We start from the raw sequence: 24,171 nt of genomic DNA on the forward strand, positions 1-24,171 counted from the left end.
TTTCACGCATTCCCCATGACCACGAAACCGCTCTTCAGGGTGTTGCCCGGCGCCGCCGACGCGCCCGTCGATATCTGGTTCAACGACGAACCGCTGCGCGTACCCGGCGGCCGTTCCGTCGCCGCCGCGCTGCTCGCCGCCGGCATCGACCGCTTCCGCGCAACGCCCGTCTCGGGTGAGCCGCGTGCGCCGTACTGCATGATGGGCGTGTGCTTCGAATGCCTCGTCGAGATCGACGGCGTGCCGAGCCGCCAGAGCTGCATGGTCGCCGTACGCGACGGCATGCGCATCCGTTCGCAGGAAGGCGCACGCGATCTGCCGCCGCCCCCGCCCTCGCACACCGCCGCGGAGAACGCTCATGGACGCTGAAACGATCGACGTAGCCGTGATCGGCGCCGGCCCGGCCGGACTCGCAGCGGCAACGCGCGCCGCGCAGCTCGGGTTGTCGGTCGTACTGCTCGACGAACAGGACGCCGTCGGCGGCCAGATCTATCGCGCGATCGAACGCAGCGACACCGCGCGCCGCACGATCCTCGGCCCCGACTATGCAGCCGGCGTACCGCTCGCCGCTGCGTTCGGCGCATCGGGCGCGCGCCACGTCGCAGGCGCATCGGTGTGGCAGGTCACGCGCGAGCGCAGCGTCCACTATCTGCGCGACGGCAAGGTCGGCAGCTTCGACGCGCGTCGCGTGATCCTCGCGACCGGCGCCCTCGAGCGGCCGTTCCCTGTGCCCGGCTGGACGCTGCCCGGCGTGCTGACCGCAGGCGCCGCGCAGATCCTGCTGAAGAGCGCGGGCGAAGTGCCCACCGAGCCACCGGTACTCGCCGGCTGTGGACCGTTGCTGTACCTGCTCGGCTGGCAGTACGTGCGCGCGGGCGTGAAGATTCGCGCGCTCGTCGATACGACGCGCCATGAGGATCGCTGGCGTGCGAAGAAGCATATGTTCGCGGCGCTGCGCGCGTGGCCGTTTCTGAGCAAAGGACTGCACTTGATGCGCACGCTGCGCGAAGCCGGTGTGCCGATCCATGAAGCCGCCGACGATCTGCAAGTGGAAAGCGCAACAGGCGACGACGGCACGCCGCGCGCCGCCGCGTTGCGCTTCAGTGTGAAGGGCGTCGCGCAACGGATCGAGACGTCGATGGTGCTGCTGCATCAGGGTGTCGTGCCGAACACGCAGTTCACGCAGGCGCTGCGCGCGAAGCATCGCTGGGACGACGCGCAACTGTGCTTCACGCCCGACACCGACGAATGGGGCGAACTCGACGTGGCCGGTGTGTTCGTCGCCGGCGACGGCTCGGGCATCGGCGGCGCCGAAGCGGCCGCGCAACGCGGCGAACTCGCAGCGCTCGCGGTCGCCGCGCAACTCGGCAAGCTCGATGCTGCCGCGCGCGACGAAGCCGCGCGCCCGCATCGCGCGAAGCTCGCTGCCGTCATGCGCATCCGGCCATTTCTCGACGCGCTGTACCGGCCGCGCGACGCGAACCGCATTCCCGCCGACGACGTCACCGTCTGTCGCTGCGAAGAAGTCACGGCTGGCGACGTACGGCACTTCGTGTTGCTCGGCTGCCTCGGACCGAATCAGGCGAAGTCGTTCGGTCGCTGCGGCATGGGGCCGTGCCAGGGACGTCTGTGCGGGCTCACGGTCACCGAAGTCATCGCCGCCGCGCGCAAGGTCGAACCGGAAACGGTCGGCTATTACCGCATCCGTCCGCCGATCAAACCGCTCACGCTCGGAGAGCTCGCCGGTGAATGACGCGACCGAAGTGCTGATCGTCGGCGGCGGGCTGCACGGGTCGAGCAGCGCGTTTCATCTCGCACGTCGCGGCGTGCGTGCGACCGTGCTCGAAGCCGACTACGTGGGCCGTCATGCGTCCGGGGTGAATGCGGGCGGCGTGCGCACGCTCGGCCGGCCGCTGCCGGAAATTCCGCTGGCGCTACTGTCGCGCGAGATCTGGCACAACCTCGCCGACCTGATCGGCGACAACGGCGGTTTCGTGCCCTCCGGCCAGATCAAGATCGCCGAAAGCGAAGCAGAACTCGATCAGTGCCGCGCGCGTGTCGCGTTGCTCGAAGCACAGGGTTTCACGCACGAACGCGTGATCGATCGCGACACGCTGCGCGCGCTCGAACCGGCGCTCGCGCCGCACGTCACCGGCGGCATTTTCGTGGAGCGCGACGGCTATGCGTTGCCCTATCGCACGACGACCGCGTTCCGTCTCGCGGCCCAGCGTCTCGGCGCACGCTTTCATGAAGGCACGCCGGTCACGCGCATCGAGCGGCGCGGCCAGCAATGGTTTGCGCACACGCCGACGGGCACGTTTTCCGCGCCGCATCTGGTCGTGACCGCGGGCGCATGGGCCGCGGACCTCGCGCGTCAGGTCGGCGAGCCGGTGCCCGCGCATCCCGAAGGGCTGATGCTGATGGTCACGCATCGCGTCGCGCCGTTCTGCCGCGCGACGCTCGGCGCGACTGGCCGGCCGCTGTCGTTCAAGCAGTTCGACAACGGCACGGTCGTGATCGGCGGCAAGCTGATCGGCATCGCCGATCTGGCGGGCCGGCACGGCGAAGTGGATTTTGCACGACTCGTGCGAAGCGCGCAGACGGTAACCGACCTGTTCCCGCATCTGCGCGACCTCGGCATCAACCGCGCGTGGGCGGGCGTCGAAGCGTTCATCGACGACGAACTGCCGGTGCTGTCGCGCAGCCGCCGTGCGGACAATCTCACTTACTCGTTCGGCTATTGCGGCAGCGGCTTTCAGCTAGGGCCGATATGCGGCCGACTGGTCGCCGAACTCGTGCTGGACGGCCATGCATCGTTGCCGCTCGACGCGTTTGCGATCGATCGCTTCGAACATGCGGGTCATTCCGATGCGACACATGCGCCCGTCACGGCCACCGCCTCACACTGATTTTTTCACTCGATGGATTGACACACATGACCGATATCGAACGCATCGACAGCAACCAGCGGATGAGCCGCGTCGTCAAGGCCGCGGGCCTTGTCTTCATCGGCGGGCAAACCGCCGTCGAGCGCACGCCCGACATCAAGGCGCAGACCACCCATGTGCTGGCGAAGATCGACGGGTTTCTGAAGCAGGCGGGTATCGACAAGACGCGGCTGTTGTCCGCGCAGATCTGGCTCGCGGATATCGAGCGCGATTTCGCGGGGATGAACGAGGTGTGGGATGCATGGGTCGCGCCGGGCTGCTCGCCGGCGCGTGCAACCGTTCAGGCGCAGCTCGCGGCGCCGGAGTTGCTGGTCGAGATCATGGCGATCGCGCTCGCGTAGCGGTGCTTCGTGCGCTGCAACTGCCGCAGCGCACGGAAACGCAGCGCTCAGGCGAGTGCATCCTCGAACGCATTGTCGACCACCGGCGGCAGATCCAGAGGCGTACCGCCGAAGCGCGCAACGACGTGGTCGACGAACGTGCGCACCTTCGCCGGCAGATGGCGACGGCTCGGGTACGCGACGCTGTACTCGACGTGCGGCAGCGTGTAGTCGTCGAGCAGTCGCACGAGCCGGCCGGAGGCGAGATCGTCGCCCACCAGATAGGCCGGCAGCAACGCGACGCCCATCCCCAGCAACGCGCAACGGCGCAGCATCTCCGCGTTGTTCGCGACGATCGCGTCGGTCGGGCTCACGCGCATGCTGCCGTTCGCACCGGTGAAGGTCTGCGCGGCGGCGTTATCGTCGGATGACAATCCGAGCCACGCATGCGCTTTCAGATGCTCGGGCTCGCGCGGTACGCCGTGCTTCGCGAGGTAGGTCGGTGCCGCGCATGCGATCAGGTACGTCGTCATGAAGCGACGCGTGACGATGCTGCCCGCACGCACCTGCTGCGATGCCATCACGCCGACGTCGAAACCCTCTTCGACCAGATCGACCGGCCGGTCGACCAGCGTGACGTCGGGAATCACTTTCGGATAGCGTTCGGTATAGCTCTGCAGCACGGGGCCGAGCGCATGCATGCCGAACTCGACGGGCGCGACGATACGCAGCGTGCCGATCGGCTGATGGTTGCGCGACAGCACCATCTGCTCGACATCCTCGAGTTCGCCGAGCACCTGCCGCGCGCGCTCCAGATACAGCTGACCGGCTTCGGTCAGCGACAGGCTGCGTGTGGTGCGATTCAGAAGGCGTGCACCGAGCCGGCCTTCAAGCCCTGCGACGTGACGGGTAACTACGGCGCCGGACACGTCCATGGCCTGTGCCGCGCGGGCGAAGCTGCCGAGATCCGCGACGCGAACGAAAATCCGCATCGATTCCAGATGATCCATGAAACGGCTCCTGTAGCTCATGCACCGGACCGGCGGGGGTCGGTCCTACGGTGCGCCGCTGCGTCGGGAGGTGGAACCCCGGCTATCACGGCATGCGGACAGTCTAGGCAGGAAGCCCTGTCCAAACGCTGGCCGGAAAATGACCGTTGTGTCATCTAGGGGGATACCCGATGCGCAAGCGAACGGGCGTACCGGAGAACGCTGCGAGCCGGCGCGGGTGCAGGTCATGCGCGGCGCATCGTGGAATGCACGGCGTGCGTAGCCGTGTGGGATCGTGGAGGGGTCGCGCAGGCTCGCCGGGCGGGCACTGCGCGTTTTGCGAAGCGCGTTCTAGACGCGCCGGCGACGCCGCGACGCAGCGAACAGCCCGGTCCCTTCCGGGCTGAGTCTTGGCCTGCGCGACACCGGATGCGGTCGCATCGTGCGACCGTCGCGTCCGTCGCGCTCATCGTGTGGCGATGGGTGACCGTCGGCCGGCGCCGGGTCGGCCGACGCGACGGAAAAACCGAACGTATTGACGCCGCCCTCGCACGCGACGAACACGCTGCCGCCGTGCATCTCCGCGACCGCCTTGACGATCGCGAGCCCGAGGCCGTGATTCTCGCCACTGTTCGAGCGCGATTCGTCGAGCCGGTAGAAACGCTCGAAGATGTTCATCCGCAGTTCGGGGGCGATCGGTGTGCCCGCATTCGATACCGCGACGAACACCTGCGTGCCGCGCTGCTCCGCCTTCACCGACACGACGCTGCCCGGCTCCGAGTGCTGGATCGCGTTGCTGAGCAGGTTGATCAGCGCGCGGCCGACAAGCGACGGATCCACCGCCGCACGCGCGTTGCCGCTCAGTTCGACACGCAACTGTGCCTCGTCGAACGCGATGTCCATGAAGTCGACCATGCGCCGGATCTCGTCGGCGATCCACACGTCGGCCACGTTCACCGCGCGCTCGCCGCGGTCGCGCCGCGACAGGAACAGCATGTCGTTGACGATCACGCGCAGGCGCTCGAGTTCTTCGAGATTCGACTGCAGCGTTTGCTGCAACTGACCGATCGAGCGGTCACGCGTAAGCGCCACTTCGGTCTGCCCGATCAGGATGCTGACCGGCGTGCGCAATTCGTGCGCCACGTCCGCATTGAACGATTCGAGCCGCCCGTACGCGCCATCGAGCCGTTCGAGCGCGCCGTTGAACGACGTCGCGAGATCGTGCAATTCGCCGGGCAGCGCGTCGGTGCGCAACCGCTGGCCGCGATTGCCCACCCTCACCTGCCCCGCCTCTTCGGAGAGTCGCGTGAGCGGTCGCAACCCGAAGCGCGTGACGACGCTGCTCAACAGCAGCACCGCCGTACTCGCGAGCACGATCAGCACCGCGAGCGCCACCGCGAAGCGATGCAGCATCCGTTCGCTTGCGCTGCAGTCGCCCGCAACCACGACCCGCACCGCCGGCCGTTCGCCGAAGGCCGGCACGATAAATTCGGTCGTCACCATGTCGGCATGGTGATTCTTCAAACGAACGACCTTGTACGCTCCGTCGGTGCGGACCAAGTCGGCATCGTCGAACGACTTGCCGAGGCGAAAGCGCGGATCGCTGCTCTCGATGTAGAAGAGCGGCCGCCCAGCCGTCGACAGGTCAGCGAGGTGCTCCTCGACGAAGTGCCATTTCTGCGCGGTGCCCACATGCGAGATCACCGAACGGGCGATCTCGGCGCGCGCGTTCAGCGTCGCACGCAGATCGCCGTTCAATTGCTGCTGCATCATCACGAACAGCCCGAAGCTGGCAAACGTGAACACCAGCAGCGCGACCCCCGCGAACATGATCGACAGCCGGCGCGAAATGGACAACTTCATCATGGTGCGCCTCCGTCGCGCTCTTCGAGCACGTAGCCCATGCCGCGGATGGTATGCAGCAGCCGGCTCGCGAACGGGCCGTCGAGCTTCGCGCGCAGCCGCTTGATCGCCGTCTCGACGATGTTGGTGTCGCTCTCGAAGTTGACGTCCCAGACGAGTTCGGTGATCTGCGTCTTCGACAGGATCTCGCCGTGCCGCCGCGCGAGCACGCTCAGCAACTGGAATTCCTTCGCGGTCAGTTCGAGCCGCGCGCCGTCGCGGCTCGCGCGGCGGCTGATCAGATCGACGCGCAGATCGCCGACACAGATCAGCGTCGACTCCTGGGTGCGCGCGCGGCGCGTCAGCGCATGTAGCCGCTCGACCAGTTCGAGGAACGAGAACGGTTTGATCAGGTAATCGTCGGCGCCGCCGCGCAGTCCCTGCACGCGGTCGTCGACGCGGTCGCGCGCGGTCAGCATGATGACCGGTGTCTGCTTGTGCGCGCGGATCGCCTTCAGCACGCTGAAACCGTCGAGCTTCGGCAGCATCACGTCGAGGATCACCACGTCGTACTCGTACTCGTTCGCCATGAACGCGCCGTCCTCGCCGTCGGTTGCGACGTCGACCACCCAGCCCTGCTCGGACAGTCCGTTGCGCAGGTATTCGACGACCTTCGGTTCATCTTCGATCAGTAATACTTTCATCGCGTCCTCAATGTGCGCCGCGCTTCATCGCCCCCGCCTCCGGCGTCAACCGTTGTGCGAGCCCCCAGCCGTCGTCGCGCTCGACGGCGCCTCGCCCTGCCAGCCACCGCCCAGCGCCTTCGCAAGCTGCACGACGAGCGCGGCCTGATTGCCCGCAATTTGCACCTCGGTGCGCTGTGCCGTCAACAGTTGCTGTTCGGCGTCGAGCACGTTGATGAACGCGGTAAGGCCGCCTGCATAGCGGTCGTTCGCGAGGCTCAGCAAGTGCTGCGCATCGTCGACGCCCGCGCGGGCGCGGCGCTGTGCGTCGTCGAGCACGGCGAGGCCGGTCACCGCGGCCTGCACCTGCTGGAACGCGTCCAGCACGGTTTGCCGGTAGGTCGCGTCGGCGGCCACATAGCCGGCCTGCGCAAACGCGACGCCGGCGGCGCGCCGCCCACCGTCGAACAGGACCTCGCCCGCGGACGCACCGATCGACCACGCCAGGGCCGGTGCGCCGAACAGACTCGCGAAGCGCGTGGCTTCCCAGCCGATCTGCGGCGACAGCGTCAGGTCCGGAAAGTATGCCGCACGCGCGACGCCGATGCTCGCGTTCGCGGCAGCCATCGCGCGTTCGGCCGACGCGATGTCCGGCCGCCGCTGCAGCAGATCGCTCGGCACGCCGGCCGGCAGTTCGGGAATCGGCGGCACCTCGACGGCCGGCTCGATCGTGAAGTCAGGTGCGGGCACGCCGATCAGCGCGGCGATCGCGCTGTCGAACTGCGCGCGCTGGTTGACCAGCAATTCCCGCTGCGTGCGCGTCGCGTCGAGTTGCGACTGCTGCTGCAGCACATCGAGCCCGGACACGGCGCCGCTGTCGTGCTGCGCGGTGACGAACGCGAGCGCTTTCTCCTGCAGCGCAGTCGAGCGGTCAAGCACGTCGATCTCCGCATCGAGCTCGCGCAGCGCGAAATAGGCGGTGGCGAGATCGGTCGTAACGACGAGCCGCGCGTTCGCGAGATCGTCCGCGGACTGTTGGGCGGATGCGCTCGACGCCTCGATCTCGCGGCGAATCCTGCCGAACAGATCGACGTCGTAGCTCACGCCGACGCCCGCGCGCAGATCGTTCTGCACAGTCGACTGGCTCGCCGTGCCGTAGACCGTCCGCGGCCGGTCGGCGGAAATTTTCTCGCGTGCGGCGCTGCCGTTCAGGTCGACCTCGGGCGCCGCATTCGACGATACCGACGCGAGCAGCGCGCGCGCCTGATCGTAATGCGCGCTCGCCGCACGCAGCGTCTGGTTGCCCGCGAGCGCCTGCTGTTCGAGCGTGTCGAGCCGAGTGCTGCCGAAGATCTTCCACCAGTCGGGATCGAGCGGCGCATGGCCCGGCGCAGCCGGCCGCCAGCCCGGCGGCGCGGACGCGGTACGCCACGCCTGCGGCGCGTCGACCTGCGGACGTACGTAGTTGGGACCCACCGTGCACGCAGCGAGGCCGAGCGCGATCAACGACACGGCGAGCGGTTTCGCAACCGCCGCTCCGCGCCGGTTTCGCGTTCGATTGAGCAGCAGCGTCATGCAGCCGCTCCCGATGCGGGCGCGACCGCCTTCGCCGGACCCTTCGCCGGACCCTTCGTCGCCAGCGTGACCGTGTCGCCGTCCGCGATCGAATCGGCTGGGTTCAGCACGACGCGATCGGTTCGCGCGATGCCGCTCTCGATTTCGAGCGTCGTGCCGAGATCGCGCGCGATCACGACGGACTTCAGCCGCACCCGGTTGTCCGCGCCGACCACCGCGACCTGCGGCCCCTGCGCGCGGAACAGCAGCGTATTGCCCGGCAGCATCAGATGGCCCTGCACCGCGCCCGGAAAACTGACCTGCACGTACGCGCCCGGAATCAGCACGCCGTCTGGATTCGGCAGACGCACTTCGACCTGCAGCGAGCGCGAGCCGACGTCGATCGCGCCCGACACATGCGAGATCACGCCATCGAACGTATGGCCCGCGAGTTCGGCCTGGCGCACCTGCACGTGCTGGCCGTCCGCGACGGTATTTGCGTACGTCTGCGGCACCTGCACGAAAATCCGCAGCGGATCGGACTGCGCGACCGCGAAAAGCGCGCGCGTGCTGCTGCCGCTGCCCGCGTCGATCAGGTCGCCGGTATCGATATTGCGCTGGGTGATCACGCCGGCGAACGGCGCGACGATCCGCTTGAACGATTCGAGCTGCGTGAGACGCCGCACGTTCGCGTCCGCGGCCGAGATGTTCGCGACGTCCTGGTTGTACGCACCCTGGCGATCGTCGAGTTCCTGCTGCGATACCGCATCGCGTTGCCGCAACTGCTGCGCGCGCGCGAACGACACCTTCGCGAGCGCGAGCGTCGAGGCCGACTGCTGCCGCTGCGCGACGGCCTGCGCGAGTTCCTGGTCGACCTCGGGCGTGTCGAGTTCGGCGAGCAACTGGCCCTGCGCGACATGCGCGCCGATGTCGACGTACCAGCGCTTCACGTAGCCGGTCGCGCGTGCATAGACCGGCGATTCTGCATAGCCGCGCAGCGTGCCCGGCAGTGTCACCTGTGCGTCGGCGGCCGAGACCGTGTCGGCGGGCTGCGGCATCACGACGTCGACGTATTGCCGCGCGTTCTGCTCGACCGTCTTCGACAGCGTGTGGTCGTTGCTGACGTTCGCAAGGATCGTGCGGATCGACCCGGCCGCGAGTAGCAGCGCGACGCCGTACAGTGCGAAGCGTGCACGCCGGCGTACCATCGCGCGCGACGGCAGATCCATGCCGCGGTCCGGATCGTCCGCGTGAATCGCGAGGGATTCGTGATGTTTGTCGTTCATGTCGGTGGGTGACGCATCAGGAAAGGGAATCGGTACGGGCGTCGCGGCGCGCATGACGTCGCGCAAGGCGGTTGTGCACGCCCGCGAACACCATCGGCACGAACAGCAGCGTGGAAACCGTCGCGAACAGCAGGCCGCCGATCACCGCGCGGCCGAGCGGCGCGTTCTGCTCGGCGCCTTCGCCGAGGCCGAGCGCCATCGGCACCATCCCGATGATCATCGCGGCAGCAGTCATCAGCACGGGGCGGATCCGCGTCGCGCCGGCTTCGAGCGCGGCCACCAGCGGAATCGCGCCTTCATGCAGCCGCTGCCGCGCGAACGACACGACGAGAATACTGTTCGCGGTCGCGACACCGACGGTCATGATCGCGCCGGTCAACGCGGGCACGCTCAGATGCGTGCCCGTGAGGAACAGCATCCACACGATGCCGGCGATCGCCGCAGGCAACGCGCTGATGATGATCAGCGGATCGAGCCACGACTGGAAGTTGATCACCATCAGCAGGTACACGAGCACGATCGCCATCGCGACGCCGACGCCGAGGCCGACGTACGACGAACGCATCGTCTGCACCTGGCCGCGCACGACGAGGTCGGTGCCGCGCGGCAACGTCGCGCGCGCTTTCGACACCAGCGTGTCGATGCGCGACGCGACCGAGCCGAGATCGCGACCGTCGACGCTCACGTACAGATCGACGGCCGGCTGGATGTTGTAGTGCGTGACGACGACCGGCAGCACGCCGGGCTTCACCGTCGCGAGGTTGCCGAGCAGTTGCAGGTTGCCGTTGGTGCCGGTCGTCGGCTGCGCGACCGGAGTGCGCAGCACGTCGTCGAGCGATTCGACCTGGTACTGCGGCGTCTGCACGGTCAGCGGATACTCGACGCCGTTCTGCGGGTTCAGCCAGAACGCCGGCGCGGTCTGCGAACTGCCCGACAGCGACACCAGCAGGTTCTGTGCGACGTTGTTCGCGGCGAGACTCACCTGCTGCAGCCGCGTGCGGTCCATCTGCATCGTCAGCAGCGGATTGTCGTTGCGCTGCTCGACGTGCACGTCGACGGCGCCGGGCACCTCCCGCACGTCCTTCATCAGGCCGCCTGCGATTGCCATGTCCGACGCGAGATTGCGGCCGACGACCTGCACGTCGATCGCAGCGGGCTGCCCGAAGTTCAGGATCTGCGTGACGATGTCGGCGGGCTGGAAGAAAAATTCGACCCCCGGAAAACGCTGCGGCAACAGTTCACGCAGACGCCGCACGTAGTCCTGGGTCGGCCGGTGGTCCGGCTTCAACGCAACCTGGATCTCGCCGTCGAGCGTGCCGATCGTGCCCGCGTTGCTGTACGACAGGTTGATGCCGCTGTACGGCAGGCCAAGGTTGTCGAGGATCGTTTCGAGGTCGGACGGCGGCACGACTTCGCGCACGGTGCGCTCGACCTCGTCGGCGAGACGCGCGGTCTCCTCGATCCGGTAGCCGCTCGGCGCACGCATGTGCAGCCGGATGTCGCCGGCGTCGACGTTCGGGAAAAAGTCGCGGCCGAGCACGAACACGAGCCCTGTCGACACCACACAGAAACCAGCGAACGCGAGCGCATAGAAACGCCGTCGCGACAGCAGCATGCTCATCAGCACGACATAGTTCGAGCGCACCCGCTCGAACGCGCGGTCAAACGCAAGATGCACGCGCATGAACGGGCCCGGCTTCGCATCGTGTGCGCGGTGCGCAGCCGGGCTGTGGTTCATCATCAGCAGCGCGAGCGTCGGCACCAGCGTACGCGACAGGATGTACGACGCGATCATCGCAAACACCACCGCTTCGGCAAGCGGCACGAACAGATAGCGCGCGACGCCCGTCAGGAAGAACATCGGCACGAACACGATGCAGATACACATCGTCGACACGAGCGCGGGCGTCGCGATTTCACCCGCGCCGTTCAGGATCGCGTGCTCGAGGCCTGTGCCGAGATGCAGATGGCGCTCGATGTTCTCGATCGTCACGGTCGCGTCGTCGACGAGAATGCCGACCGCGAGCGCGAGGCCGCCGAGCGTCATGATGTTCAGCGTTTCGCCAAGCGCGTGCAGCGCCAGCAGCGACGACAGGATCGACAGCGGAATCGACACCGCGATGATCACCGTGCTGCGCCAGTTGCCGAGGAACAGCAGGATCATCGCGGCGGTCAGCGCGGCGGCGATCGCGGCTTCGCGGATCACGCCGCTGATGGCCGCGCGCACGAACACCGACTGGTCGAACAGCGGCACGATCTTCAGGTCGCGCGGCAGCGAATCGCGCACATGCGGCAGCAGCGCCTTCAACGTGTCGACAATCTCGAGCGTCGACGCGTCGCCGCTCTTCAGGATCGACAGCAGCACGCCGCGACTGCCGTCCTGACGCACGATGTTGGTCTGCGGCGTATAGCCGTCGCGCACGTGCGCCACTTCGCGCAGATACACCGTCGAGCCGTTGACAGTGCGCACGGGAATGTCGTTGAGCGCGGCGATCGTGCCGGGCGAGCCGTTCGTGCCGATCGTGTATTCGGTCTGCCCGAGCTTTGCGGTACCGGTCGGCAGGATCAGGTTCTGCGCGTTGACCGCGTTGACGATGTCAGCCGGTGCGAGACCGCGTGCAATCAGCGCGCGCGGATCGAGGTCGACGGACACCACGCGGGTCTTGCCGCCGTACGGATACGGCACCTGTGCGCCCGGAATCGTGATCAGCTGCGGGCGCAGAAAATTCATCGCAATGTCGGCGACGGCCTGCTCGTTCATCGTCGAACTCGACAACCCGAGCTGCACGACCGGAATGCTCGACGCCGAATACGTGATGACGAGCGGCGGCGTTGCTCCCGGTGGCATCTGCTTCAACTGCGCCTGTTCGTTCGCAACCGTCTGCGCAATTGCGGTCTGCAGGCTCGCACCGGGCTGCAGGAACAGCTTGATGATCGCGATGCCGGACAGCGATTCGGATTCGATGTGCTGGATGTTATTGACGGTCGTCGTGAGGCTGCGTTCGTTGACCGACGTGATGCGGTTCGCGACGTCCTGCGCCGACAGACCGGTGTAATTCCAGATGATGCTGATCACCGGAATATCGATGGACGGAAAGATGTCCGTCGGCATCGTCAGCAACGCGAACGGCGTGGCGAGCACGATCGCGATCGCGAGAACGATGAACGTATAAGGCCGCTTGAGAGCCAGATTGACGATCCACATGGGGGCAACCCGCAGTCATGGAAAAGAAGGCCGCCGCGGCAGGCGGATCAGCGAATACCCGCGATGCTAGGGCGCCGGACGGGCGCCACCATGACGCCAAAATGGCGTGCTTGTCAGCATCGCGGGAAAGAGAGGGCCGGGCCGGGTACCCGTTGGCGGGTACCCGTCGCACGTATATAGGCATGTACGTACGTGCGTGGGCGTACGTGCGCCTGCGACGCACACCCGGCCCGGCAGCGGACGGCTTACTGGCCGCCCTTGTACAGCGTGTCGTCCAGCTGCTTGAGCTGGCCGTCGCGTTCCGAGTGGACCAGTTGCTGACGCACGTCGGCGCGTGTCAGACCCGCAGCACCCGACGAAGCGGAGCCGGCATACGAACCGCCGACGTCGTTCGACGCAGCCGGTGTCGCGGCGACGGGCTGGGTCTGTTGCATCGGTTGAGTCTGTTGCGAGGGATCGGATGCGTCTTGTGCGTAGGCAACGCCGGTGCCCGCGACGGCGACGAATGCGGCAAGCGCGGCGAACGACGCGCGAATGGATTGGCGCGATGCAGCGATAAGCAATCGGTTCATGATGCGGCTCCTGGGGACGAGACGATAAAGGGGCGAAAGAGGCTCGCGTACCGCAATCCGCGCTGGGAAGATGCGACGAACAGGCAACGGACGATCGCGATACGGAACGGAGTCTAGGCGGCGCACCGTGGCCCTTTGCTGGCGAAACGATGGCGCTTTTGTCATGAACAAACGTAAGGTAGGCGGCTTGCCGACGGGCGGTGAAGGCCTGCGACCGGCAGATGCCGAACTGCGGCCGGAAAAGACCGGTAATCGCGCAATCGGCGCGACGGCGCTGCCCTTACCCTGCAGTTATTGCAACCGCTGCAAAGTTCGCCGCGACATCGATTGCGTGGTTGCAATTTACGAAAATTGAACTACATTTTTGTCATACAAAACGTCGACACGAGTCGGCGAATTTCAAAGAAATCTACGGGGGCGCCATGATTACTTTCATCGATTATGAGATCTCGCACATAGCCAGAGTCATGCGGCCTTCGCTGGTCGGCGACCTGGCCGGGCCGATCCTCCCGTCGAACTACTGGCGCCGCAGACTGCATCAGTTGCTGAACCGCGATCACCTGACCAAGGGTCAGCTGTGCACGGTCGACAGCCTGCTGCTTGAACTCGACGACTTCGACCGGATTTCCGCGCTTCCGATGGACGCGCAGGGACTCGGTACGCAAGTCCATACGCCGCGCGTTCACCACGTCTGAGCGCGCTATCTCCGCGCGATCGAGGCACCCGCGCGATGCAATGCCGTGCGGTTCCCACGAACCGCACGGTTCCTTGTCGTTAATCCATCGCTGATCTGTCCACCCGTTGCCGGGTTCCTCCGGTTGCTTTCGTCCTCCTTGCCACACCCCTTTCCGTTTCTTCCCAACGCGCCGCGGATATTACCGGCAGGTAATTTTTCGTTCGCCATCCTGGCCATCTGTCGCAGCGTCGGAACGCTGTCGCCACGGCTTTTGCGCGCGTTGCGCGCAGACCCGCGCCAGACGCGGTCGCGCGGCGCGTAACACGCGGAAAAAAACACGCCCGTGCCCGTAATTGTGTTGCGGCCCCGCCTGGCATAGCGTTCAGCCATATCGGAGCGCGCGACTCGGCTCCCGTGGTTTCGTTGTGGAGATCCGTGTGAAAAAACTCAATGTCGTTCTCGGCCTTTCCGTCGCAGCCGTCGCCGTGTGCGCGAGCGGGGTCGCTGAGGCCGCGCGCGTAGGCGTGTACATCGGCGGCGGTGGTTACTACGGTGGTGGCTACTACCCGTGGGCGCCGTACTACTACCCGCCCTATGCGCCCTATCCACCGGCCGTGGCCGTGCCGGTACCGGTTCCCGCCGAGCCGCAGGAATACGTCGAGCAGGGCCAGCCGGGCGCGGCATCCGCGGACGGCGAGCCCGCGCAAGCCCCCGGCACCTGGTACTACTGCGACGCGACGAAAACGTACTACCCGTACGCGAAGCAGTGCCATTCGGGATGGCGGGCGGTCCCCGCGCAACCATCGGCGCCCGGCAACTGACGCCGCCCGAACGATCCATCGATTCATCCTGAAGGGAAGCTCATGAAATTTTCCAGGTTTGCTCTCGTCGCCGCGCTTGCGTCGAGCGGACTGCTCGGTGCCTGCGCGGTCGTGCCGACCGGTCCGAGCGTGATGGCGTTGCCGGGCACCGGCAAGTCCTTCGACCAGTTCCGCGCAGACGACGGTTCGTGCCGTCAGTTCGCGTTCAACCAGGTCGGCGGTGTGTCGACCAATCAGGCCGCGACGAACAGCGCGGTCGGCAGCGCCGTAGTGGGCACCGCGCTCGGCGCGGCGGCCGGTGCGGCGTTCGGCGGCGGCAGGGGTGCCGCGGTCGGCGCCGGGGCTGGCCTGCTGGCCGGCAGCGTGTTCGGCGCGGGTGCCGCGCAAGGGTCCGCGTATGACGTGCAGCGTCGCTACGACTATGCGTACCTGCAATGCATGTACGCGTCCGGCGATCGCATCCCGGTGTCGGGCCGGATGCGCACCGTGCAGTCGCAGGGAGGCTATGTGAATACGCCGCCGCCTCCGCCGCCGGGTTCGATGCCGCCTCCGCCTGGGGCGTACTGAACGTCAGACGCGCGGGCATTGCTCCGCACACGTCACTGCATGTAGCAGATCAAGCGGCTGCCGCTCCTCGCGGCAGCCGCTTTTTTTTATTTCAAGCTGACTCCAGCATCGAATTTCGCTGGACTACGCCATAGCCTGCTATAGCAGGTTTATCAAGGGCCTAGACGAGTTCATCCTATGCCGGTGCTTTCCAGATTTAGAGTGGAAATGCTCGTACGAGTGCTGGCGCCTTTGACTCGGGCTATCGTCTAGCCCGGGAAGGACCGATGGTTTGGCCCTTCCCGAAGCCGCGTTGAATGAGTGAAAAAGCGGGCGCCCTATGCAATTGTCCGAACGACACCGCCGTCGACACGCAAGGAAGTACCTGTTGTCGCCGACGCCTGCTCCGAGCAGACATAGACGACCAGGTTGGCGACTTCTTCGGTTGTCGCGAAGCGATTGAGGAGCGTGGTCGGGCGATTCGTTTTCAGGAACTGCTGCTCGGCTTCCTCACGCGTAATGCCTTGCGCATCTGCGTTCGCCTGCGCCCAACCACCCATGATCTCCGAATTCGTCGGACCAGGGAGAACCGAATTAACGGTGACGCCCGTTCCGCCGACCACCTCGGCCAAGCCCCTCGCAATGGAGAGCTGAGCGGTCTTGGTCGTGGCGTAGTCGATCATGTCCCTGGGGATGGCAAGCGCGGACTCGCTGCTGATGAAGACGACACGCCCCCAGCCGCGCTTCGTCATGTTCGGCACATAGTGGCGGGAGGCACGAATGCCGCTCATGACGTTAAGTTCGAAGAGATCGATCCACTCGCTGTCCTCAATGTCGAAGAAGGACTTCGGACGCCCGGTACCCACATTGTTGACGAGAATGTCCGCATCCGGCGCCTGCGCGAACAACTTCGCCGCGCCTTCCGGGGTCGCAAGATCGGCGATGACGCCGGTGAACTCACCTTTTGGGAAAAGCTCGCGCAACTCGCGAAGCGTTGTGGCGACCCTGTCCTCGCGGCGGCCGTTGATGACGACCGCGGCGCCCGCACGTGCCAACCCTTCTGCAATGGCTCGGCCGATACCTGCCGTGGACCCAGTCACGACCGCCTTGCGGCCAGTAAGATCGATTTTCATGACACCAGTCCTTCAACATGTGGAGAAAGCTGGAGTGTGAGTGATGTCGGAATCAATGATAATGACTTAATTTGTCATAATATTAATTCCCAGGAGGAATGGGATGGATCGATTCCACGAATTAAACGCCTTCATAGCCGTGGTTGAAGCAGGCGGTTTTACCGCCGCCGCGCGTCGAACCGGCGATTCACAGTCAGCGATCAGTAAGGCAATCGGCGCGCTCGAGAGACGCCTCGATCACCGTTCTCGACGAATTTGTAGGTGACGCCAGAGACATATGCCTCATCTGGCCAAGACGCCGGTTTGTACCGGCGCGCGTGCGACGAGTCACCGATTTTTTCGCAGAGGCCATACCGCAGCGTATTTAGCCCCGAACTAACTCCCAGCTAACCACGCCTCAGTCTCCGCAGGCAGTTAGAAGTCGAGCTAACCTATTGAGCTTTCAAAGGTTTCAAGCTTCGCGTGATATGCACGAAAAGCTTGACGGCTGACATTTTTTATCTCGTCGCCGGACCCAACACACGCCCCCACACGCTCGGCGGCTTTCACTTCGGTAAGCCCTCGCCCTTCGCCATCCCTCGCGGATGGAGCGGACTTTTAAACCGCGCGCAGCCGACGCGCTTCACGCGAAAAATATTTCTCGCGCGCCGCCACCCGTCAAACACGTGTCCGCTTCAAACGCCTGATCCCGGGTAAACACGCAGCGCCGGGCCGCCCCACGGCACGGCCATTTTTTATCTCAAACGCATCGCGCGACGACCGCTGCACCTACGTTCCCGCCGACCGCAGGCAAACGATTGCGGTGCCGCCTAAAGTTTCGCGCCACCGCTCCGTAGACGCATTCACGCCACCCGCTCCGCGCGCTTGAAACGCGATGCGAGCGGCCGGGTCCAGGCGTCCCTGTTCATCGTCCGCGCACACCGCCCGGTTTGCGCGAAGGTTCTCACCGCGAAGGAATTCACTTGAAACCGCTGCTTCATACAGGCATTGCTCACGCAATGCTCGGGGCACTTTTTGTCCTCTCGCTTCCCGCTCACGCGACGCTCGGTGCCGGTGTCAGCAGCGTCGGCACCGACCAGGTCCAGATGCGTGCGGTGTCGCACAGCGAATCCGCCGCGACCGCGTACACCGTGCACGCGATCTCGCTCGCGTCGGGCACCGTCGTGCGCGAGTACGCCGCGAACGACGGCATCGTGTTCGGCGTCGCGTGGGACGGTCCGACGCTGCCCGATCTGAAGACCACGCTCGGTGCGTCGTTCGATCGCTACGTCGCGGCCAACGCGACGCGTCGCGCGACGCCGCTCGCGGTTTCGAGCGACGACCTCGTTGTGTTCTCCGCGGGCCATCTGCGCGCGTTCTCCGGACGCGCGTACCTGCCCCACGCGATTCCCGTCGGCGTCGACGCCAGCGTCATTCAATAACGGAGCGTCCATGAGCTATTCACGGTTGCGCGGTATGCGCCGGTTTCCGGGCCTGCTGCTGAGTCTGTCGGTCGTGCTGGTTTCGCTGTGCGTCGCCGCTTGCGGCGGCGGGGGCGGAGGTGGAGGTGGCGGGAGCAGCAGCACCGCCAACTCATCGTCGCCGACGCAGACGACCAACACGTCGCCCGCCGCCCAGGTCCTCGCCGCGAACGCCGCGGCGGTCACGATCGATGCAGGCGTGAACGGTGTGCCGAACATGCCCTTCGTCAGCGTGACGGTGTGCACGCCGGGCTCGCTGGGCACAACCACGCAGTGCCAGACGATCGATCACGTGCTGGTCGACACGGGTTCGTGGGGGCTGCGCGTCTTCGCGTCGCAACTGCCCGCATCGGTCGCACTGCCGCAGGAGAAAAACGGAGCGGGCAGCCCGCTCGCCGAATGCATGCAATTTTTCGACGGCTACACATGGGGCGCTGTGCGCATCGCCGACGTGCAGATCGGCGGCGAGAAGGCCGCGTCGCTGCCCGTGCAGGTGATCGATGCGGGCTACGCGTCGCTGCCGACCGACTGCGCGAACGTCGGCGCGTCACGCAACACGGCGAGCGCGCTCGGTGCGAACGGCATTCTCGGCATCGGTGTGTTCAAGCACGACTGCGGCTACAACTGCACGCAGCAGGCACTGCCCGCCACCTACTACACCTGCGACGGTTCGAACTGCACGTCGACCGCACTCGCCGAAGCGCTGCAGGTCGCGAACCCGGTGCCGTACTTCACGACCGACAACAACGGCTCGCTGCTCGTGCTGCCGGCCGTCGCGGACGCCGCGAAAACGCTGTCCGGCCAGCTCGTGTTCGGCATCGGCACGCAGACCAACAACGGCCTTGGCAATGCGCAGGTGATCGGCGTGAGCGCCGCGAACGGTACGTTCACGACCGTGCAGAACGGCACGACGTACGCGAAGAGTATCGTCGACAGCGGCTCGACCGGCCTCTTCTTCCAGACCAGCGATCTGCCCGTGTGTTCGAGTCCGGACAACGCTTACTACTGTCCGTCGTCGACGCAGCAGTTAAGCGCGATGATCCAGGGCGTGAACGGCGTGAACAGTTCGGTGTCGTTCAGCGTCGGCAATGCGGTCACGCTCGTGCAGACCTACGGCAGCGATTCGGCGATGCCGCTGTTCGCGGGTCCTGCGTTCGTGACGTCGACCGTGTTCGACTGGGGGCTGCCGTTCTTCTACGGCCGCACGGTGTACGCCGCGATCGAACAGCAGCCGACGCCCGGAGGCACCGGGCCGTACGTCGCGTATTGAGCGGAGTGGCGCGGCACACGTCAGACGTACGCGTGCTCGCGCATCCACTTCGTCATGATCCACTTTTCGCCTTCGCGCACGGGTGCGCCGCCGTGCAGCGTCAACGGATCGAGCTGCCTCTCGCTGTTCATGTACGAGAAGTAGACGCCGCCGCCCTGCTTCGCGACGACCGAAATGCCCGCGTCGGGAAAGATCGTTTCGCCGCCGCCGGGCACGTCGTTCAGGTAGAGGATCAGCGTCGCGACGCGCTGGCCGCCGCGTGAGGTGTGCTTCGTGCTGCCGGCCTGGTCGGGCGGAAAGTAGTCGAAGTGCGGCTTGTATTCGCCGCCGCCGTTGTAGTGCAGGATCTGGAAGCCCTCGCCGTGGTCGAGCGGCCAGTTCATCAGTTCCGCGATACGCTGGTCGAGCATCGTGATGAACGGGTCTTCGCAGCGCTGGAACCAGATACCTTCGCTGGTGCGGTTCTGGATCACGTCTTCGCTGCCGTCGTCGACGTTGACCGTCGTCGAGCGCTTCAGCCGGTGACGTGAGCGCTCCTTCAGTTCGTTGCATTCATCCGCGCTCAACACGTCGCCGAACACGATGATCTGCGGGCGCTCGCAGCGCATTAGCACCTTGACGTCCCGGCCGCCCGCGCGCACGACGTTGCCCGCTGGTACGGGGCACGGGTCGTAGCGATAGGGGCTGACGGCGCCGGCTGGTTCGGGCTGCGCCGCGACCGCGACGGTGGTCCCGACAGTCGCGATCGGCTTGCCCAGCACGATCTGTTTCACTGCATCGCGGGCCGTGTCGCGCGCGAAGCCGGAGGCGATCATCGCGTCGATCATCGATTCGGCGCTGCAGCCTCGTTCTACATTGGTGGTCAGCCAGTCCTGCCAGGACCGGTCAAGTATCGGCATGATTGTCTCGTTCTGTTCGTCGTGAAAGCGGGTACTGCGCGACCGGCTCGCTCCGGCCTCCCATCGGACAACATGCACATCTTGTGCCATCTTCAACGTTCAACGCAACGGCGCGATGATATCCGGCGCGCGGCTGCGGGCGGCAAGGCGACGCTGCCGGGGCGCGCGGACGTTACGTATCGCGTGGGGGCGCGTTACGGAAACAGCCGGTCGAAAGAAAGGCCTTTACCGCCCCTCTACCGTCGCCGGATTGACCGGGGACGCGACCGCAGGCGCCACGTCGATGCGCCGGAAAATCGCCGCGGACAGCAGTGTAATCACGCCGACGCACACGAAGCTCATCCGGAAGCCGAGCGCCGCCGAGCCCCATTGATCGGAGAACAGCGTGACCAGCGCGCCGCCGATCGTCACGCCCAATCCCAACGCGAGCATCTGTACCATCGAAAACAGGCTGTTGCCGCTGCCCGCGTCCTCGAGCGACAGACCTTTCAGCGTGACGCTGTTCATCGCTGCGAACTGCATCGAATTGGCCGCGCCGAAGATCGCCAGCACCACGATCTCGACAGCGATCGGCGTGCCGCGCGAAATCAGCGCAAAGGCGACGATCGATCCGCCGACGATCAGCGTATTCACCAGCAGGAACGTGTCATACCCATAGCGACGAATCAGCGGCGCAATCCAGCGCTTGGCAAGCGCACCCGCGAGCGCGGCAGGCAGCATCATCAAACCGGAACGCAGCGGCGTATAGCCGAGTTCGAGTTGCATCAGCAGAGGGACGAGAAACGGCACCGCGCTCGAGCCGATCCGGCACACCAGATTGCCGGTCAACCCGACGCTGAAATTCGGCTCTTTAAACAGGCCGAGCCTGAACAGCGGATTCTCGCGGCGCCGCGCATACGCGATGTACGCGAGCGCGGCGACGAGTCCGAGCACGAACAGTCCGGCGGACCACACGGCGCGATGCGATTGAACCGGTGCATCGACCGCGAGCGAAAACGCGATCATGCACAGCGACACCAGCGCGCAACCCGCCAGATCGAACCGCGGTGCATCTGCACTGGTCGCGCGCGGCAGATAGCGGTGGACCGCGAACATCCCGATCGCGCCGATCGGCACGTTGATCAGGAAAATCCAGTGCCACGAAAAGGCTTCGACAAACCAGCCGCCGAGCGTCGGGCCGACGATCGGGCCGACCTGCCCAGCGACCGAAATCATCGCGAGCGCCGACACGTATTGCTCGCCGCGAACGCTGCGCAGCACCGCGAGCCGGCCGATCGGCAGCAGCATCGAGCCACCGACGCCCTGCAAGACCCGCGCGATCACCAGTTGCCCCAGCGTGTGTGCGCTCGAGCAGCACAAGGAGCCCAACACGAAAATCAGGATCGCGGCGAAGTACACGCGACGTGTGCCGAAACGATCGGCGAGCCAGCCGGACGCGGGCGTCAGCATCGCCATCGTCAGCGTGTAGGCGACGATCACCGGCTGCATCACGAGCGGCTTCACGCCGAGGCTGTGTGCGATCGACGGCAGCGCGGTATTGACGATCGTCGTGTCGAGCGTCTGCATGAAAAAACCTGCGGCGACGATCCACAACAACGCGGTATGGGTTGAATCCTTGCTCATCAAACCTTCTCGGGTGCGTCGACACGCAGGCGTTCGACGCGTTCATAGGGGATTTCGACATGATATTGTCACCGTTGCCAATCGGGAACCCCACTAACGACATTGACTGTCATAGGCGTTGCCGATAACAATGAACCATGCTCAATCCCATCTGGCTCAAGTCATTCACGACGGTCGCGGCCTGCCATAGCTTCACCGAGGCGGCTCGTCAGCTTGGCCTCACGCAGTCGAGCGTCAGCGAACACATCCGACGCCTCGAACACGCAATCGGGCGGCGGCTGCTCGTGCGCGACACGCATTCGCTCGCGATGACGCCCGACGGCGAGGCAATGCTCGCGCATGCTGGCGTGATCCTGCAGGCGATGGGTCGCGCCGAGTCGCAATTCCGCGCGCCGCGTCTGAAGGGACGCGTACGTCTCGGCTCGTCCGACGATATCGCGCTAGGCCCGTTGCCCACTGTGCTCGCGGCATTCCGCAACGCGCATCCCGACGTGGAGCTCGAAATCACCATCGGCATGACCGGCAGGCTTTATGAGTTGCTCGACGCGGGATCGATCGATCTGCTGGTCGGCAAACGACGGCTCGGCGACAGGCGCGGTGTCGCGCTTTTTACCGGGCGACTCGAATGGCTCGCGCGCACCGGCACACTGGTGGATCTCACGCAGCCGCTGCCGTTGATTCTCGTCGCCGAGCCGAGCGTGACGCGCGCGGTCGTGCTCGATGCACTCGCACAGACCGATTTTCGCTGGCAGATCGTCTGCACGAGCAGCAGTCATGCCGGCTGCGTGGCGGCGGCGCGCGGTGGTCTCGGTGTGACGGTGCGGCCGCAGTATCTGTCGGCACGCGGGCTCGCGCCGCCGGTCAATGTCGCGAGTCTGCCGGTGCTGCCCGATGTCGAATTTATCGCGCTGGCGGCGAAGCGGCTCAGCCGTCCAGCGGGGACGCTGCTGCAGTTGCTGCATGACAGCGATCTGCGTGGGTCGTGGATCGGCGAGTAGTTTGACCGCGGTTCTGTTCGCTGCGCTGCAAAGGCGTCAGCGCTCGAGCGACTGCATCTTCCTGAGTTCGGGAAAAATTCGCATCCATAGCAGCGCGACGCCAATCGTCGCGCAGCCGCCGACGAGCACCGCAGCCCGCGCACCCCACCAGCCCGCGGTGAGCCCCGATTCGAACTCGCCGAGCTGGTTCGACGTGCCGATGAAGAGCGAATTCACCGCGCTCACACGGCCCAGCATCTCGTCGGGCGTGCGCAACTGCACGAGCGACATCCGCACGACCACGCTGATCACGTCGGCGGCGCCCATCGCGGCGAGCGCCACGAGCGACAGCAGGAAATGATTCGACAGCCCGAACACGATCGTCACCATGCCGAACGCGATCACGCCGCCGAACATCGCTCTGCCCGGCCGCGTGCGCAGCGGAAAATGCGCGAGCCACACGGTGCCCGCGAGCGCGCCGAGCGCGGGTGCGGAGCGCAGCACGCCGAGGCCCCATGGGCCCGTGTGCAGCATGTCGCGCGCGAAGATCGGCAACAGCGCGGTCGCGCCGCCGAACAGCACCGCAAACAGATCCAGCGACAGCGCGCCGAGCACCACTGGTTCGCGGCGAATGAACGCGATGCCCGAGAAGATCGATTTGAGCGTCGCGGGCGCGCGGGTCGCCGGCTTCGTGCGCAACGGAATCGTGCTGACAAGCATCGCCGCGCAGCCGAACGCGATCGCACACGCGACGTACACGGCGAGCGGCCCGACGCCGTACAGCAGACCGCCGAGCGCCGGCCCGACGATCTGCGCCGACTGGTTCGCCGACGTGGCCCACGCGGTCGCGCGAGGCAGCTCGTCGCGCCCGACGATGCCCGGCAGCAGCGACGACACCGCCGGCGATTCGAACGCCCGCGCCGCGCCGACCGATGCCGCCAGCACGTAGATGACGGGTGCCGTCAGCCAGCCGCCGAGCGTGCCAAGCAGGAACACGCCGGCCGCGAGCGCTTCGAGTGTCTGACAGATCGCCGCGATACGCCGGCGGTCGTAGCGGTCCGCCGCATGGCCGACGATCAGCGTCAGCGCGAACATAGGCAGGAACTGCGCGAGCCCGACGAGACCGAGCGCGTACGCGCTGTGCGTCAACGCATAGATGTGCCAGCCGATCGCGACCGCGAGCATCTGGAACGACACCGACGACAGCACGCGCGCGCACCAGAAACGCTGGAACCCGGGATCGCGCAGCGGGCTGACGGATGGAGAGACGGATGCGGCAGGGGGATCGGTGTCGGCGGAGTCGGGAGTCATCGGTCGATCATGATTCGGTGCGGGGGTCGCGGCACCGCCGGTCGGGAAAGCGGGCA

The 24,171-nt window shown here is 66.0% G+C and carries 21 protein-coding genes and 2 pseudogenes; 12 read left to right on the forward strand and 11 right to left on the reverse strand.

Annotation, left to right across the window (positions count from 1 at the left end; genetic code table 11):
- Window positions 1–15: 15 nt before the first annotated feature.
- The 4 genes from ACREXZ_RS03960 to ACREXZ_RS03975 are packed head-to-tail and all read left to right on the forward strand — an operon-like array spanning window position 16 to window position 3,289.
- Window positions 16–369 carry a (2Fe-2S)-binding protein gene (locus ACREXZ_RS03960; protein WP_431762729.1) on the forward strand — a complete coding sequence of 118 codons (354 nt, stop codon included), beginning with the start codon at window positions 16–18 and terminating at the stop codon, window positions 367–369.
- On the forward strand, window positions 359–1,753 hold the full coding sequence (locus tag ACREXZ_RS03965; RefSeq protein WP_431762730.1) for an NAD(P)/FAD-dependent oxidoreductase: 1,395 nt from the start codon (window positions 359–361) through the stop codon (window positions 1,751–1,753). The genes ACREXZ_RS03960 and ACREXZ_RS03965 overlap by 11 nt, the downstream gene beginning before the upstream one ends.
- Window positions 1,746–2,909, forward strand: a complete 1,164-nt coding sequence (locus tag ACREXZ_RS03970) for an NAD(P)/FAD-dependent oxidoreductase (protein ID WP_431762731.1) — start codon at window positions 1,746–1,748, stop codon at window positions 2,907–2,909. Before ACREXZ_RS03965 ends, ACREXZ_RS03970 begins: the two co-directional genes overlap by 8 nt.
- A 26-nt stretch (window positions 2,910–2,935) precedes the next feature.
- Window positions 2,936–3,289, forward strand: a complete 354-nt coding sequence (locus ACREXZ_RS03975) for a RidA family protein (protein WP_431762732.1) — start codon at window positions 2,936–2,938, stop codon at window positions 3,287–3,289.
- A gap of 98 nt (window positions 3,290–3,387) precedes the next feature.
- Here the strand turns inward: ACREXZ_RS03975 and ACREXZ_RS03980 are convergent.
- The 7 genes and pseudogenes from ACREXZ_RS03980 to ACREXZ_RS04010 all read right to left on the reverse strand — a co-directional run.
- A pseudogene (locus ACREXZ_RS03980) lies at window positions 3,388–4,278 on the reverse strand (LysR family transcriptional regulator); the annotation flags it as partial.
- A gap of 330 nt (window positions 4,279–4,608) precedes the next feature.
- Window positions 4,609–6,120 carry a heavy metal sensor histidine kinase gene (locus ACREXZ_RS03985; RefSeq protein WP_431762964.1) on the reverse strand — a complete coding sequence of 504 codons (1,512 nt, stop codon included), beginning with the start codon at window positions 6,118–6,120 and terminating at the stop codon, window positions 4,609–4,611.
- Window positions 6,120–6,803, reverse strand: coding sequence for a heavy metal response regulator transcription factor (locus ACREXZ_RS03990; RefSeq protein ID WP_431762733.1), 684 nt, complete (start codon window positions 6,801–6,803; stop codon window positions 6,120–6,122). Before ACREXZ_RS03990 ends, ACREXZ_RS03985 begins: the two co-directional genes overlap by 1 nt.
- 45 nt (window positions 6,804–6,848) lie before the next feature.
- Window positions 6,849–8,357 (reverse strand): efflux transporter outer membrane subunit, encoded by a 1,509-nt coding sequence (locus tag ACREXZ_RS03995; protein ID WP_431762734.1) that lies wholly within the window; start codon window positions 8,355–8,357, stop codon window positions 6,849–6,851.
- Window positions 8,354–9,622, reverse strand: a complete 1,269-nt coding sequence (locus ACREXZ_RS04000; protein WP_431762735.1) for an efflux RND transporter periplasmic adaptor subunit — start codon at window positions 9,620–9,622, stop codon at window positions 8,354–8,356. Before ACREXZ_RS04000 ends, ACREXZ_RS03995 begins: the two co-directional genes overlap by 4 nt.
- A 16-nt stretch (window positions 9,623–9,638) precedes the next feature.
- Window positions 9,639–12,827 (reverse strand): efflux RND transporter permease subunit, encoded by a 3,189-nt coding sequence (locus tag ACREXZ_RS04005; protein ID WP_431762736.1) that lies wholly within the window; start codon window positions 12,825–12,827, stop codon window positions 9,639–9,641.
- Between the two features lie 245 nt (window positions 12,828–13,072).
- Window positions 13,073–13,399, reverse strand: coding sequence for a hypothetical protein (locus ACREXZ_RS04010; protein ID WP_431762737.1), 327 nt, complete (start codon window positions 13,397–13,399; stop codon window positions 13,073–13,075).
- Window positions 13,400–13,562: 163 nt separating this feature from the next.
- Here ACREXZ_RS04010 and ACREXZ_RS04015 point away from each other — a divergent pair, with 163 nt between their 5' ends.
- From ACREXZ_RS04015 to ACREXZ_RS04030, 4 genes are all read left to right on the forward strand, one after another.
- The gene (locus ACREXZ_RS04015) at window positions 13,563–13,754 is read left to right on the forward strand and encodes a hypothetical protein (RefSeq protein ID WP_431762738.1); all 192 of its coding nucleotides are present in this window, start codon (window positions 13,563–13,565) and stop codon (window positions 13,752–13,754) included.
- Window positions 13,755–13,821: 67 nt separating this feature from the next.
- Window positions 13,822–14,094: a hypothetical protein gene (locus ACREXZ_RS04020; RefSeq protein WP_431762739.1), complete on the forward strand. Its 273-nt coding sequence runs from the start codon at window positions 13,822–13,824 to the stop codon at window positions 14,092–14,094.
- Between the two features lie 418 nt (window positions 14,095–14,512).
- Entirely contained in the window at window positions 14,513–14,896 is a 384-nt protein-coding gene (locus tag ACREXZ_RS04025) for a hypothetical protein (protein WP_431762740.1), read from the forward strand.
- Between the two features lie 42 nt (window positions 14,897–14,938).
- Window positions 14,939–15,463: a hypothetical protein gene (locus tag ACREXZ_RS04030; protein WP_431762741.1), complete on the forward strand. Its 525-nt coding sequence runs from the start codon at window positions 14,939–14,941 to the stop codon at window positions 15,461–15,463.
- Window positions 15,464–15,780: 317 nt separating this feature from the next.
- Here ACREXZ_RS04030 and ACREXZ_RS04035 read toward each other — a convergent pair whose 3' ends face one another.
- Window positions 15,781–16,575 carry an SDR family NAD(P)-dependent oxidoreductase gene (locus tag ACREXZ_RS04035; RefSeq protein ID WP_431762742.1) on the reverse strand — a complete coding sequence of 265 codons (795 nt, stop codon included), beginning with the start codon at window positions 16,573–16,575 and terminating at the stop codon, window positions 15,781–15,783.
- Window positions 16,576–16,678: 103 nt separating this feature from the next.
- Here ACREXZ_RS04035 and ACREXZ_RS04040 point away from each other — a divergent pair.
- From ACREXZ_RS04040 to ACREXZ_RS04050, 3 genes and pseudogenes are all read left to right on the forward strand, one after another.
- Window positions 16,679–16,810 (forward strand): annotated as a pseudogene (locus tag ACREXZ_RS04040) (helix-turn-helix domain-containing protein); the annotation flags it as partial.
- Between the two features lie 736 nt (window positions 16,811–17,546).
- Window positions 17,547–17,996, forward strand: coding sequence for a DUF2844 domain-containing protein (locus tag ACREXZ_RS04045; RefSeq protein ID WP_431762965.1), 450 nt, complete (start codon window positions 17,547–17,549; stop codon window positions 17,994–17,996).
- Window positions 17,997–18,030: 34 nt separating this feature from the next.
- A complete protein-coding gene (locus ACREXZ_RS04050) occupies window positions 18,031–19,305 on the forward strand; it encodes a DUF3443 domain-containing protein (protein ID WP_431762966.1) in 1,275 nt (424 codons plus the stop codon).
- Between the two features lie 20 nt (window positions 19,306–19,325).
- Here the strand turns inward: ACREXZ_RS04050 and ACREXZ_RS04055 are convergent, their stop codons facing one another.
- Together ACREXZ_RS04055 and mdtD are read right to left on the reverse strand one after the other, a co-directional pair.
- A complete protein-coding gene (locus ACREXZ_RS04055) occupies window positions 19,326–20,204 on the reverse strand; it encodes a 2OG-Fe(II) oxygenase (protein WP_431762743.1) in 879 nt (292 codons plus the stop codon).
- A gap of 225 nt (window positions 20,205–20,429) precedes the next feature.
- Window positions 20,430–21,827 (reverse strand): multidrug transporter subunit MdtD, encoded by a 1,398-nt coding sequence (mdtD, locus tag ACREXZ_RS04060; protein WP_431762744.1) that lies wholly within the window; start codon window positions 21,825–21,827, stop codon window positions 20,430–20,432.
- A gap of 137 nt (window positions 21,828–21,964) precedes the next feature.
- On the opposite strand from mdtD, the gene ACREXZ_RS04065 reads away from it, so the two are divergent.
- On the forward strand, window positions 21,965–22,825 hold the full coding sequence (locus ACREXZ_RS04065) for a LysR family transcriptional regulator (RefSeq protein WP_431762745.1): 861 nt from the start codon (window positions 21,965–21,967) through the stop codon (window positions 22,823–22,825).
- Between the two features lie 36 nt (window positions 22,826–22,861).
- On the opposite strand, the gene ACREXZ_RS04070 is transcribed toward ACREXZ_RS04065, so the two are convergent.
- On the reverse strand, window positions 22,862–24,115 hold the full coding sequence (locus ACREXZ_RS04070; RefSeq protein ID WP_431762746.1) for an MFS transporter: 1,254 nt from the start codon (window positions 24,113–24,115) through the stop codon (window positions 22,862–22,864).
- Between the last annotated feature and the right edge of the window lie 56 nt (window positions 24,116–24,171).

This window comes from Paraburkholderia sp., assembly GCF_050742655.1.
Classification (GTDB): Bacteria; Pseudomonadota; Gammaproteobacteria; order Burkholderiales; family Burkholderiaceae; genus Paraburkholderia.

Coding starts and splice junctions, on each gene's coding strand:
- ACREXZ_RS03960 (WP_431762729.1), top strand. CDS start 16: ATGACCACGAAACCGCTCTTCAGGGTGTTGCCCGGCGCCGCCGACGCG.
- ACREXZ_RS03965 (WP_431762730.1), top strand. CDS start 359: ATGGACGCTGAAACGATCGACGTAGCCGTGATCGGCGCCGGCCCGGCC.
- ACREXZ_RS03975 (WP_431762732.1), top strand. CDS start 2,936: ATGACCGATATCGAACGCATCGACAGCAACCAGCGGATGAGCCGCGTC.
- ACREXZ_RS03985 (WP_431762964.1), bottom strand. CDS start 6,120: ATGAAGTTGTCCATTTCGCGCCGGCTGTCGATCATGTTCGCGGGGGTC.
- ACREXZ_RS03990 (WP_431762733.1), bottom strand. CDS start 6,803: ATGAAAGTATTACTGATCGAAGATGAACCGAAGGTCGTCGAATACCTG.
- ACREXZ_RS03995 (WP_431762734.1), bottom strand. CDS start 8,357: ATGACGCTGCTGCTCAATCGAACGCGAAACCGGCGCGGAGCGGCGGTT.
- ACREXZ_RS04000 (WP_431762735.1), bottom strand. CDS start 9,622: ATGAACGACAAACATCACGAATCCCTCGCGATTCACGCGGACGATCCG.
- ACREXZ_RS04005 (WP_431762736.1), bottom strand. CDS start 12,827: ATGTGGATCGTCAATCTGGCTCTCAAGCGGCCTTATACGTTCATCGTT.
- ACREXZ_RS04010 (WP_431762737.1), bottom strand. CDS start 13,399: ATGAACCGATTGCTTATCGCTGCATCGCGCCAATCCATTCGCGCGTCG.
- ACREXZ_RS04015 (WP_431762738.1), top strand. CDS start 13,563: ATGAACAAACGTAAGGTAGGCGGCTTGCCGACGGGCGGTGAAGGCCTG.
- ACREXZ_RS04020 (WP_431762739.1), top strand. CDS start 13,822: ATGATTACTTTCATCGATTATGAGATCTCGCACATAGCCAGAGTCATG.
- ACREXZ_RS04030 (WP_431762741.1), top strand. CDS start 14,939: ATGAAATTTTCCAGGTTTGCTCTCGTCGCCGCGCTTGCGTCGAGCGGA.
- ACREXZ_RS04035 (WP_431762742.1), bottom strand. CDS start 16,575: ATGAAAATCGATCTTACTGGCCGCAAGGCGGTCGTGACTGGGTCCACG.
- ACREXZ_RS04050 (WP_431762966.1), top strand. CDS start 18,031: ATGCGCCGGTTTCCGGGCCTGCTGCTGAGTCTGTCGGTCGTGCTGGTT.
- ACREXZ_RS04055 (WP_431762743.1), bottom strand. CDS start 20,204: ATGCCGATACTTGACCGGTCCTGGCAGGACTGGCTGACCACCAATGTA.
- mdtD (WP_431762744.1), bottom strand. CDS start 21,827: ATGAGCAAGGATTCAACCCATACCGCGTTGTTGTGGATCGTCGCCGCA.
- ACREXZ_RS04065 (WP_431762745.1), top strand. CDS start 21,965: ATGCTCAATCCCATCTGGCTCAAGTCATTCACGACGGTCGCGGCCTGC.
- ACREXZ_RS04070 (WP_431762746.1), bottom strand. CDS start 24,115: ATGACTCCCGACTCCGCCGACACCGATCCCCCTGCCGCATCCGTCTCT.